Origin of the sequence: Neorhizobium vignae, assembly GCF_000732195.1 — a bacterium.
Lineage (GTDB): Bacteria > Pseudomonadota > Alphaproteobacteria > Rhizobiales > Rhizobiaceae > Neorhizobium > Neorhizobium vignae.
The window spans coordinates 118,261-130,140 of the sequence record NZ_JNNU01000003.1 but is presented as its reverse complement, the minus strand read 5'-3'; the positions used below and the strand labels follow the sequence as shown (position 1 = coordinate 130,140).

Sequence of the window (11,880 nt, the reverse complement as noted above, 5' to 3'; positions counted from 1 at the left end):
CTACTCCGTCTTTCCGGCGGCGAGCCCGAAAAACTCTTTTCTGTACCCCGCCGACAGCGGTCGGAGCTTCGTCAGGTTCTTGAGAATCCGGACGGGCCGCTTGAGAACGTTCCTGTTCAGGAAATACATATGGATCAGGCTGGGCGCCTTGCTGTGCGATCCCTTATGGGCGACACGGTAGACCGCACCCCGGAACGGCAGGGCATTCAAGGGCGTACCGCGTTCGGCCAGAATCGCTTCTATGCGGACATGGCTGCCAAGCATGTCCTTGATCCATGGAAGGGAAACGTCTTCCGCCTTTGACGGCAGTCCGTAGAGGTCCGAACGAATGATCAGCGACGTTCCGCAATAGTGGTTGAACTGGTCGCGGCACAACAGAATGCTGCCGCCGTCGTCCCAGATATAGCCCTTGTCGATGGTCCAGCCGTTCTCGTCCGGGTGCCGGGCGGCATATTCGGTAATTCGGGCGCTGACAAAATCGTCATCGTCGACGATCATGAAGAAGCGGCAATCGCGGGCCGTCAGCATGCCCGCAAGCACGCGGCGGCCTTTGTCGGCGCGGAAGGAATCGAGAAAATCCTCTTCCGTCGCATCGCCCCGTTCGTGGATGTCGTTCGGCGGAAAGTCCACCCATGCCACCGAGAACTTCTCCGGCAGGACGGGAAGATCCGCACCCCTGTTGGCGACGATCACTCCCCGCCAGTCAGGATTGGTCTGGTTCGCGATGGATGCCACGGTCTGCGTCAGGTTTCGCTTCAGGATGCCCCAGTCGCGCGCGTTGGCCTGATGCCGTACAGGGATGATGAAGGTCACAACACTCATAACAGCCTCCGGTCGTTGATCTCAGGCAGCGTCATGCCGCGACACCCGCCTGTTCTCTTGCCCATCTGATGCCGTCGTCGAGCGAGGTCGCCTTGTAGGAGAGATCGGTACCTCCCGAAAAGGCGTTCATGAATCGGCGGATCTTTCCGTAGTTATTGTCGAGCACGGCATGGCTGCGTCCGATGAGAAGCGAGCAGATATGCACATGCAGCCGGTCGGTCACGATGGCCTTGCCGCGGGAAATCTGCCGTATGCCGCGCTGGAAGCGGTTGTTGGCCGCTGCATCCAGTTTGCGCAGCCGCATTTCGGAAGGGGTGAGATGCAGCAGCGCGGAGGCCGCCCCGAGCGCTTTTGCAACACGCACCTTCGATTGGCTTTCGGTGATCCAATCCTCTTTCGGGATGTCCGGATAGGCGGAAAAGTCGACTGTACCGACCTGCTCCTTGTCCTGGCGGAGCATTGCGAGGACCGGAAACTCCGGCGCGGCGGGCTCTATCTTGCCGATACAGAAGGCCATGTCCGGGCAGAGATAGACCTGGCAATCGAAATTTTCCTTGGCGAACTGAAACGACTCCTCGTCGCGCACCAGGAGCACGAAGTTCCTGTGCTTGCCGATCGCGCGCTTGCTTTGCTCCAGCCGTTCTGCGGACTTGTAGTGAATCGACTGCGGAAACTGGACGATCTGCCGGTCGGGGAACAGCTCCATGACGCGCTCCCGGAAATCCTGATGAAACACCCATATGTCGCCGAAATTGCCGCCCCCATGGATGAAGATCGGGCCGTTCGGGGCAGAGCTCTTGAGTTCATCCGGTGAGAAATCATCGGTCGTGCACACGTAGGAAGGCCGCTTTGCGTACCGCTGCTGCAAATAGGCCATCTCTCCCAGCCAGATCGCGGAATCTCCGCAGTTCCTGATATCGGGAAAGTCCAGTATCGCTATCGCTTCATCAGGCCGGATGAACTCCTTAAGGCAATCGTGGGTCCTGTCCTGAAGCTTGGTGATAAGTTCGGATTGCTGAGCACCTGACATTATGCCTCTCTTTCAAAAGTTTAGAAGAACAAGCCCCGCGATCAGGCGTGACTGACTTTGGACAATACCTTGGCGGCGATCTTTCTGACTTCCGTCTCCGGACCGTTTGGTCGATCCATAACCAGCCAGAGAAAGACACTGGTGCCGCAATAGAGAACGCCTCCAAGGCAGATAAGGGCGGCAAGTTGTAGGACCAGCCCGGTATGTGTTGTTTCGACTCCCATGGAGCGATCGGCAAGCGTTACACCGGCAGCCATGACGGCCGAGCTGGCAAGCGCTCTGAAATTTGCCCATAGCTGTGCGGAGACCGAAACGCTTATGAAGCGCTTCACAATGATCATGTTCACGAAAGCGCTGAAAAGGCCGGTGAGCACACGGCTGATTATCAGCCCCGGAAGCCCCCAGAACACCAGGCCGATCGTAATCACCGGGATCCGGACGAGAAGCATCTGCGCATCGCGGATGAACAGGGTCCGGGTTTGCCCCAGCGCCATGCCGAGGGGCTGATTGAGAGATCCCAATGTCTGCAGCGCATAAACGGAGGCCAGCGCCTGGATGATGAAAATCACCGGAAGCCACTTTTCACCAAGCACGAGCCTGACCAGGGGATCTGCGATGACCGCCATCCCGATGCCGGCCGGCAAAGCGACCGCCGTCAGCAATGCCTGCGCTCGCTGATAGGCTGCGGCGAGACGCGCGGGATCGTGGCGGACATTGGCAAAAGCGGGATAGATGGTGGCGGTCAGCGGCGCGGTCGCTTCGCGCGTGGGCGTCATCGCGAGCTGGCCTCCCAGCGAATAATATCCCAGGGCGGAGCCGGTCAGCAGCTTGCCGATGAGCAGGTAGTCGAAACGCCAATTGAGCGTGTTGACGATCTGCCCGGCGGTAATCCAGATCGAAAACGAAAAGAACTCGCGCATATGGGAGAAGGTGATCCGGGGCCGGAACGGCAGGATGAAATAGGACGCCACGACATTGGTGATCTGCATCACCAATGTGCCGATCACAAGCGCCCAATAGGTTTGATAGATCACGGCGATGGCGACGGTTGCCACGAATCCGGCAACCTTCTGGGCAACGTTCAGGACGAACTCCTGCCAGAAAATCAGGTCCCGCTGGAGCATGATCCTTCGCGGATTTGCGAACCCGTTGATGAGGAGGCTAAGGCTCAGGACAAGGAGGACGTCGAAAAGGCGCGGCTCGTCGTAGATGAGGGACGCCGGATAGGCGAAAGCGGCGAACAAGGCGCATAATATCAGGCCGCGGGCCGCACCCAGTGTCCATGCGGCGCTGAAATGGGATTCTCCCGGATCCTCGTGACGGATAAGCGCTTCGTTCAACGAAAGCTCGGTTATCGTCGTCACGATGGCGAGCATCGTGGTCGCAAGCGCTACGAGGCCGAAATCCGACGGCAGGAGATACCAGGCCAGGATGATGGTACTGAGGGTCGACAATCCATTGACGATGATCCTCGAGAAGGAGACCCAGAGACTTCCGGTTACCAGGCGGTCAGCGATGCTCATGACCGACCTCTTCGCGACAAATACCGATCGTACGTGAGCGACATCATTCCGTAGCTACCCTCTTTCTCGGAGTTCCGGCTCCTTTTCAAGCCGCAGGTTCCGCGCCCATGGTGCGTGAGATTTCCTTGCTGCATTAAAATGGGAAGGCCTATCTGCTGGACACTTCGGTCATCGATCTCTCCATGCAATTTTCCCCTGGCAGCCTCGTGCGGATTCCCCAATGACCGAACGAGTCGATCTCTCGTCCGACGGCGCGATCCGGCCGCCTTTCGCCAAGGCTGCAAACCGCCGGCAATCTAGTTGGCTGGAAATGATGTTGGTTTTGTGGTGCCGTTCGCAACTGCGAAGAGCAGGTGCACAACGTCGAGAAGATGACCGCGTTTTCAGCCCGCGTCGTCCGATTGCTTTTGGCATTCCCGCGATCGGGCGTTAATAGATTTATCAAGGCGAAGCCGTCGATGGGGACGATGAGGCTGCCGTCCGAGTCCGTAGAAAGAATAAAGGCCTATCGGGAAAATGCGATGAGTGGATGCTGTTCAGGATCGAGACGGGAAACGGGGCAGGGAATATTCGACACATCCGCAAACACGATCTCTCGCGGCATCCGTGGGCAAACGATTGCCGTCAAGGGTGGCGACACGTTCGTCGGAACGCATGATCCGGTGATTTCCACCGATGGCGAGGGGCCGGAGCGCAAGGTCTCGCTGCAGGATTATCACCTCGAGGCCGAGACGGTCACGATCGGCAGGTTTGCCGCATTCGTCGACGCGACCGGGTATGTGACGGAATCGGAACGCTTCGGCTCCTCTGCCGTGTTCGCGCCGCTGCTCGGTGACATCAGCCTTGCGACGGGCGGTGTCGTCGGCACCCCTTGGTGGACGCGCATCGATGATGCCACATGGCGGCAGCCGGAAGGTCGGGACAGTTCCATCGACGATCGGCTTGACCATCCTGTCACCCACGTTTCCTGGAACGATGCGCTCGCGTTCGCGCAATGGGTCGGCGGGCGCCTGCCAACGGAAGCGGAATGGGAGCATGCCGCGCGCGGCGGAAACCGCCGCCGGCGGTATCCCTGGGGCGAGGAGGAGCCGACCGACGAGGCGATCTTCTGCAATATCTGGCAAGGCCGTTTTCCCGACACCAACACGCTCCAGGACGGATATTTCGGCACTGCGCCGGTACGCAGCTTCACCCCGAATGAGGCCGGCTTCTACAATCTCGCCGGCAATGTCTGGGAGTGGACCGCCGACCCTTTCAAGGTGCGCTCGCTCTCGAAACAGGCAAAGGCGCGGAACGAGCATGCGAAACGCTTTTCCGACAAGGTGCTGAAGGGCGGTTCGTTCCTCTGCCACAAGAGTTACTGCTATCGGTACCGGATCGCAGCGCGGATGGGTCTCTCCCCGGATAGCGCATCGAGCAATACCGGCTTCAGGGTTGCCTATGACGTTGCAGCTGGAAAGGACAATGGTCTTTGATCGCAGGTGGCTCCGCGGTCTGGTTGATCGGCGAGCTGCACATGTCCCTCACCCGGCGTGCATGCCGGAGGCCGTCAGTATCGCGCGTCCGGCGCTCCGGCGAAGGGATCGACGGGATTGTTGCGATTCCACGGCCTGCGCCCCATCAACGCCTCGACCACTGCGGCCTGCATCGCCTCATGGGTGGAATAGGCGTTTATATAGGTCGGCACCCGCGGAGCGTCGTAGAGATAATAGGGAAAACCGAAGGAGATCATCACGGTCGGCAGGCTTGTCCACGGCCGTTTCATGGCGGCCCTGAAATCTCCGTGAAGTGCCCGCCAATCGAGAAAGATTCGCCCGCGCGTCAGAAGGGTCTCTTCGCCGAACAGATAGAGGACGAGATCGTGCCCGTCCGCATCGAGCGGCGTGCCATAGGAATGGAGGGTCACCTCGAAACCCTCGGCAGCCAGCATGTCCGGCAGCTTGAAATCCAGCCTCGCATTCTGCATCGGCTCGACGATCCCGCCGGAAACGACAAGGATGCGGCGATGCTTTTCGGGATCGAGAGGCACCGTGCCGTTCCTGTCCTTCACCAGAGTCGGGGCGCGAGCGAAAGCTTCGTGGGCGAGTTTTTGGGCGGGAGCCGCACCGGCATAAACCGGCATCTCGACTGCGCGATGCAGGCCGAGCGACGCCTTGAGGGCGAGGACGCGTGTGACCGCATCGTGGAAACGTTCTGCCGGAATGCGCCCGGACTGGACGGCGTCACGCACCGCAGCAATTTCAGCCTCCGGCTTGGAGGAGAAAAGGACCATGTCGCAGCCACCCGCAATGATCTCGATCTTCGCGTCGTGCGCCGGCATCACGCCGGAGAGACCTGCCATCTCGCTTGCGTCTGAGACGATCAGGCCGTTGAACCCGAGCTCGCCGCGCAGGAGTGCGATATTGAGCGGGGCAGAGACTGAAGCCGGCAGATAGGCTTCTTCGCCGGCATCCGGATCGCGTTCCAAGACATAGGCCGGCAGTGCGATATGCGCCGACATGACGGACTTGACGCCCTGATCGATGGCGGCCTTATAGAGCAGGCCGAAGGTGGCGCGCCATTCTTCCATCGACAGCGGATTAATGGTTGTGACCAGATGCTGGTCGCGCTCGTCATAACCTTCGCCCGGCCAGTGTTTCACGGTTGCGGCAAGGCCGAGCCGCTGGAAGACGCGCATCTGCGCCAGCGCGTGACGTTCGATCAGCGCCGGATCCGAGCCATATCCCCGGGTTGCGACGATCGGGCTGCGAAAGGCGGCGTTGATATCCAGCACCGGCGTGAAGGACCAGTTGATCCCGACGGAACGGGCTTCGCGCGCCATCAGGTCGGAAATCGCCTCGGTCAGCTCAACTTCATCGACGGCGGCCAGGGCCAGCGGATTGGGGACGGCCGTGCCGAAGGGGAGGCTCATGCGGGAGCCTTCGAGATCGGCGGAAACCAGCAAAGGCACTCTGGCCCTGGCCTGGATCGCGGCCATATGTTCGCGTTCCCTGTTACCGGCGGCACCGAAATAGCGGGTGATGCCGCCCGGCTGCAGATCGCCGAGGCGGGCGATCTCGGCCTCGCGGTCATCACCGCGCGAACTGAGATTGAAAAGCTGGGCTGTACGGGCGGTATCGTCCAGAGCCTGAAACGTCCGGGTCACCCAGTCGAGGGCTTCGCGATCGAGATTGAAGGGCGATTTCGTCAGATGATCCAGTGTCGATGCCATCGATCCCTCCGTTCAAACCTGCTCGGTAAGCGCGCGCTCGATCGCCTCGAGCTTTTCCAAGTCCAGTTCCGGCCAGGCCGTCGCGGCCTGTACGAGCGTCTTTGCGGCGAGCGGGGCAGGCAGTTGCCCGTTCGCAAGACGAGAAACCTCCGCAATCAGGATGCGGCGCGTCGTTTCGTCGGCCATGAGCTTCGCGATCGGGATATTCGCCACCCGAGCGCCTTGAGGGAAATCGCTCACCTTCGCCACGGTCCGCTGGCCGGAAACGACCTGCGCCCATTGTCTGTCGATGAGCAGGTGTTCGGTCCCCACCGGTCCCGTTTGCGGAAGGCCCAGCCGTTCGAACTGATCGGAGGGCGCATCGGAGGCACGCATCAGATCGACAAGCAACTCGACCAACCGCAATTCGATTCTCTCGTCCCGGAGCGGATTTTTCTGCTCGGGATCCGTCTCAAGATCGTAGAGCAGGGTCCCGAAGACCCAGGGGCCCCGGATCGTCCATCCCGGTATGCGCAGGACAGGAGCCCCTTTGGTAAAGGAAAAAGGCTGCGCGAGCTCCGCCTTCGACAGTTCGTCCGGAGAGAAGCGGGCGCGCATGTGGGTCGGCATCAGCGTATATTCATGGAGCGGCGAATTGTCCTCGGCGGCGCAGCATCGCATGTAGACGTAACGGCCATCGGTGACACACACGTGCCCCCCGAAATTCCCGAACAGTCCCGCGTTGCGGACCGGAGCATCGTTTCTGACCGCCTCGAGGAGCGGCCTTCCCTGCATATCAGGCGTCGGCCGGAGGCCGAAGAGGTCGAGGAGCGTCGGCGCTATGTCTATGGTTTGGACGAGCGCGGAGCGCCGCTCGCCGGCAACCCTGGCCCGCGGATCCCAGACGAAGAAGGGCGTGTGGATCGTCTCGTCGTACCACGGCATGACGGATTTACCCCACCAGCCCCTTTCGCCGAGCATATAGCCATGGTCCGTGCAAACGATCAGCATCGTATCGTCCCACATGTTCTTCTCGTCCATCATGTCAAGCAGCCGGCCGAGATTGCGGTCGCACATCGAAAGCAGCGCCAGATAGCGATGCCGCGCCTGGAGAACCCGTTCTTCAGCCTCGGTGACGCGATCATAAGGCGGCCAGTCGAAATCCTCGCCGGTATCGGGGTAGAGCGCGTGATATTCGGCATAGCTGAAGAACGGCTCGTGCGGATCGAAAGTCTCGATCTGCAGCATCCAGTCGTCCTGGCCGGCATTGGTCTCGATGAACTGCAGGCCGGCATCGAATGTCCGCGTTTGCGGGTGGTCTCGCTCGTCCCTGAGATAGGTCCGGTTGATTGGGTCGTGCCGCTTCATCTGGTAGAGGAAGTCGACGAGACGCGTGCGATCCACACCTTCGACAATGCCTTTCCAGAGGTCGCCTTCCTGGCCGCGAAAGAACTCGTGCGACGAAAAGCGCGTATGGTAGGTCGCCCCCCCATCCTCCCAATAATGCTGATGGTCGGTGACGAGATGGGTGTAGATCCCGGCGTTTCTCAGCAATTCCGGCACGCTGTCATCGAACGGCTCGATCGGTGACCAGGACCGGTGGAGAAAGTTGTATCGGCCGGTATGCATTTCGCGCCGCGCCGGCATGCAGGGCATGGAACCGGCATAACAGCGGTCGAACGTGGCCGTCTTTTCCGCAAGCCGCCCGAAATTCGGCGCATGCGCGGTCCTGTCGCCATAGGACGGCAGAAGACGGCGGTTGAGGCTGTCGAACATCAGGACGATGGCGCGCATGGTTTAGGCCGTCATTGCAAGGGCGCGAAACGCGGCGCGCCGTTCCGCCTGCCTTGCGGGATCGGCGACGGGCGCGGCGAGAAGCAGACGCTTCGTGTAGTCGTGAGCGGGGCGCGCCGTCACCTGATCGCATTCTCCGAATTCGACGATCTCGCCGAAGCGCATCACCGCGACGCGATGTGAAATGTGGCGCACCGCAGCCAGATCGTGGGAAACGAACAGATAGGCGACACCCGTCCGCTCCTGGATCTCGATGAACAGATCCATCACCCGGGATTGAGTGGAAAGATCGAGTGCGGAGACCGGTTCATCGCAGACGATGAGCCGTGGAGACAGCGCCAGCGCCCGGGCGATGGCGATCCGCTGGCGCTGGCCGCCGGAAAACTCGCGGGCAAACCGTTCCGCCGCATCGCTTGGCAGGGCGACCTGATCGAGCAGCTTTCGGACCTGCCGGGAGGCATCGGCACGCGAGGCAAGCCCGCGCGCGACAATCGGTTCCGTCAGGATGTCCTCGATCGTCATCGACGGGTTGAGCGAGCTGTAGGGATCCTGGAATACCGCCTGGATGGCCGCCTGGCCCTTGCGTGAGCGAGGCGGCACTCCAGCGATATTCTCGCCGTCGAACCATATCTCGCCGGAGCTGACGGGGCCGATGCCGAGAATGGCGCGCCCGAGCGTCGTCTTGCCCGATCCGCTCTCACCCACCAGCCCCACGGTTTCGCCGGGACGGATGGTCAGATTGACGTGCTTCAGGACATGGTGTGCGCCGAAATGGACGTTGACGTCGCGGCAATCGACAAGGATGCGATCGTTCATGCCCGCATCCCCTCCGTCATCGGTGGCCGATATGTGCGCGTCCTGCCAGCTTCGAGGACGGAATCGAGAAGCATGCGGGTGTAGTCGTGCGACGGCGCGGCGAAGAGGTCGGCCACGGTGTTGATTTCGACGATCCTGCCGTCCTTCATGACGGCCACCCGGTCGCAGCTATCCGCCACGACTCCGAAATTGTGGGTCACCAGCATGACCGCCATGTTGAACTCCTTTTGCAGGTCGCGCAGAAGATCGAGCACTTCGGCCTGCACGGTTACGTCGAGCGCAGTCGTCGGTTCGTCGGCGATCAGAAGGTCGGGGCTGCAGGCGACCGCACCGGCAATGAGGACGCGCTGGGCCATGCCCCCCGAGATCTCGTGCGGATAGGCGCGAAATACCCGTTCCGGATCCGGCAGCTTCACGCGGGCAAGCAGTTTCAGCGCCCGTCGCGTCGCTTCCGCCCGCGAAATTCCGAGCACCGTCATCATCGGCTCGACGAGCTGGAATCCGATCCGGAACGCCGGATCCAGATTGGCCATCGGCTCCTGGGGAACATAGGCGATGCGCTTGCCGCGAAGAGCCCGGACCTCATCCCCGGAAGGTTTGCCGAGATCGATGCCGTCGAACCGGATGGAGCCGGAGAGAACCCGGCCGCCGGGCGACAGAAGTCCGAGGATGGCGAAGGCCGTCTGGCTCTTGCCCGATCCGCTTTCGCCGACGAGCCCCAGGACTTCGCCTCGCTTGAGGCTGAGGCTCACACCCTTGACGACTTCGCGCCAGCCGTCGTTCGCAGGATAGGCTACGACCAGATCCCGCACGTCGAGAAGCATATCGGATGTGGTTGGCGGCAGCGGTTCGCTCGCCGCCAGGGGAAGGACCTTCGGCGCTCTGACCTGAACGCCGCCCTGTTGCATGCGGTCCCGGATGGCGTTCGCAAGCAGCACCAGCGAAGCCACCGTTGCCGTGATTGCCAGCCCCGGCCAGAGGATCGCCTGCGGCGAGACATAGATGTTGGAAAAGGCGTCCTGCAGCATGCCGCCCCAGGTCGGCGTGCTGGGGTCACCCAGCCCGAGGAACTCGAGGCCGGACTGGACGACGATCGCGATCCCGGCGACGATGGAGGTCTGGATGACCACCGGCGCCCGCACCGAAAGCAGGATATGCCTGGTGATGATCCTGAGGTCGCTGAGACCCGAGACCCGCGCCGCGTCGATATAGAGCTCGTGTTTGACGCCGTTGACGAGATTGCGCGTAAGCCGGAAGAAGCCCGGCGACAGCATCACCCCGAAGACCGCCATCGACAGGTAGATCGAGGCCCCGAGCGCCTGATAGAAGGCGAGCAATACGATCAGCGCCGGCAGCGCCATGATGCCGTCGGAGATCCAGCGGGCCACGAGGTCGAGCTTCCTGCCGTAAAAGCCGGCGAAGAGCCCCGCCGTCACCCCGATGGATGCGGCGATGACGACCGTGATCAGCGCGCCGAGGAATGTGTTGCGGCCGCCATGCACGAGACGGCTCCATATGTCGCGCCCCGAACCGTCGCCGCCGAGGAGATAACCGTCGCCGGCGACGGCATTGACCTTGAATATCTGGACGGCGGACGGATCGTTGGGTGCAAGCAGAGGCGCGAAGATCGCCGATGCGATGACGATCAGCAGCGCCAGCGAGGCGACAAGGCCTGTCGGATTGGTGAGCACCGAGCGGACGAAGTGACGGCGCTGCGAAGCGGCGGGCATTGGCGGCTGGGCGGTGTTGATGTCGCTCATGACATCCTCACCTTCGGATTTGCCCATGCGTTGAGGAAGTCTATCAGTATGTTCACCAGAACGACCACGATGATGAGGGTCACGACCACTCCCATGAGCACGGGAACGTCGCCGATCAGGGCAGCCGAGACCGTCAACGAGCCCATGCCGGGAATGGCGAACACGCGCTCGATGACGGCGGCGCCGCCCAGAAGAGCAATGAACTGTACCGAAAGCACGGTCAGCGCCGCCGGCATCGCGTTGCGCAGCGCGTGGCGATAGAGCACCGAACGCGGGCTGACGCCGCGGGCGCGGAGTGTGCGCACGTAATCCTGCTTGAGCGCGTCGATGACCGCGCCCCGGATCTGCTGGGAGGCCGAAGCTATTCCCGAAAGCACCAGCGCCGTCACGGGAAGCACCAGGGAAGCCGCCCAGGCGGACGGTGAAGCACTGAACGAAACATAACCGGTCGCGGGCAACAAACCGAGCTTGACCGAGAAGGTAAGGACCAGCAGCAGGCCAAGCCAGAAGTTGGGCATGGCAAAACCTGCGACGCTGACGATCTGGATGGCGCGGTCCGCCCAGCCGCCGCGGACAGCCGCGGCGATGCCGAGCATTGCCGAAAGGAGCGCCATCATCGCCACGGCGATCGTCACCATCGACAGGGTGACGGGCAGCCGGCTTGCAAGTGCCGACGCCACGCTCTCGCTCATCGTCCATGACGGGCCAAGGTCGCCGCGAACGGCATGGCTCACCCAATCCCCGAATTGGACCATCAGCGGTCGGTCGAGCCCCAGCCGGCTGTTCAGCGCCGTCACCTGGTCGGCCGTCGCGTTCTCACCGAGAATGTTGCGGGCGACGTTGCCCGTGGCGCCGAAAACCATCATGAAGGTTATGGTCGAGACCAGGCAAAGCAGCGCGATGCCGGAGGCGACCCGTTTCAGAAGATACCGTATCATCGGCGTC

The 11,880-nt window shown here is 61.7% G+C and carries 10 protein-coding genes; 2 read left to right on the top strand and 8 right to left on the bottom strand.

Going from position 1 to position 11,880, the window contains the following annotated elements; translation table 11 throughout:
* Genes GQ59_RS05235 through GQ59_RS05225 form a run of 3 tightly spaced genes read right to left on the bottom strand, consistent with a single transcriptional unit; the run spans position 1 to position 3,375 of the window.
* Complete coding sequence (locus tag GQ59_RS05235; protein WP_037078482.1) at positions 1–822, bottom strand: hypothetical protein; 822 nt, start codon at positions 820–822, stop codon at positions 1–3.
* 31 nt (positions 823–853) lie between these two features.
* A complete protein-coding gene (locus GQ59_RS05230) occupies positions 854–1,852 on the bottom strand; it encodes a polysaccharide pyruvyl transferase family protein (RefSeq protein ID WP_037078480.1) in 999 nt (332 codons plus the stop codon).
* A gap of 41 nt (positions 1,853–1,893) precedes the next feature.
* Positions 1,894–3,375 (bottom strand): lipopolysaccharide biosynthesis protein, encoded by a 1,482-nt coding sequence (locus GQ59_RS05225; protein ID WP_037078478.1) that lies wholly within the window; start codon positions 3,373–3,375, stop codon positions 1,894–1,896.
* A gap of 220 nt (positions 3,376–3,595) precedes the next feature.
* Between GQ59_RS05225 and GQ59_RS31760 the strand changes: the two genes are divergently transcribed.
* Positions 3,596–3,808 carry a hypothetical protein gene (locus GQ59_RS31760; protein ID WP_152564234.1) on the top strand — a complete coding sequence of 71 codons (213 nt, stop codon included), beginning with the start codon at positions 3,596–3,598 and terminating at the stop codon, positions 3,806–3,808.
* An 88-nt stretch (positions 3,809–3,896) separates the two neighbouring features.
* Positions 3,897–4,850 (top strand): formylglycine-generating enzyme family protein, encoded by a 954-nt coding sequence (locus GQ59_RS05220; RefSeq protein WP_037078476.1) that lies wholly within the window; start codon positions 3,897–3,899, stop codon positions 4,848–4,850.
* A gap of 74 nt (positions 4,851–4,924) precedes the next feature.
* Here the strand turns inward: GQ59_RS05220 and GQ59_RS05215 are convergent, their stop codons facing one another.
* The 5 genes from GQ59_RS05215 to GQ59_RS05195 are packed head-to-tail and all read right to left on the bottom strand — an operon-like array spanning position 4,925 to position 11,873.
* A complete protein-coding gene (locus tag GQ59_RS05215) occupies positions 4,925–6,586 on the bottom strand; it encodes a glycoside hydrolase family 3 protein (protein ID WP_037078474.1) in 1,662 nt (553 codons plus the stop codon).
* A gap of 12 nt (positions 6,587–6,598) precedes the next feature.
* Positions 6,599–8,359 (bottom strand): sulfatase family protein, encoded by a 1,761-nt coding sequence (locus GQ59_RS05210; protein WP_037078472.1) that lies wholly within the window; start codon positions 8,357–8,359, stop codon positions 6,599–6,601.
* A 3-nt stretch (positions 8,360–8,362) separates the two neighbouring features.
* A complete protein-coding gene (locus GQ59_RS05205; RefSeq protein ID WP_037078470.1) occupies positions 8,363–9,175 on the bottom strand; it encodes an ATP-binding cassette domain-containing protein in 813 nt (270 codons plus the stop codon).
* Positions 9,172–10,935, bottom strand: coding sequence for a dipeptide/oligopeptide/nickel ABC transporter permease/ATP-binding protein (locus GQ59_RS05200; RefSeq protein ID WP_037078469.1), 1,764 nt, complete (start codon positions 10,933–10,935; stop codon positions 9,172–9,174). The genes GQ59_RS05205 and GQ59_RS05200 overlap by 4 nt, the downstream gene beginning before the upstream one ends.
* Positions 10,932–11,873, bottom strand: a complete 942-nt coding sequence (locus tag GQ59_RS05195) for an ABC transporter permease (RefSeq protein WP_037078467.1) — start codon at positions 11,871–11,873, stop codon at positions 10,932–10,934. The genes GQ59_RS05200 and GQ59_RS05195 overlap by 4 nt, the downstream gene beginning before the upstream one ends.
* Between the last annotated feature and the right edge of the window lie 7 nt (positions 11,874–11,880).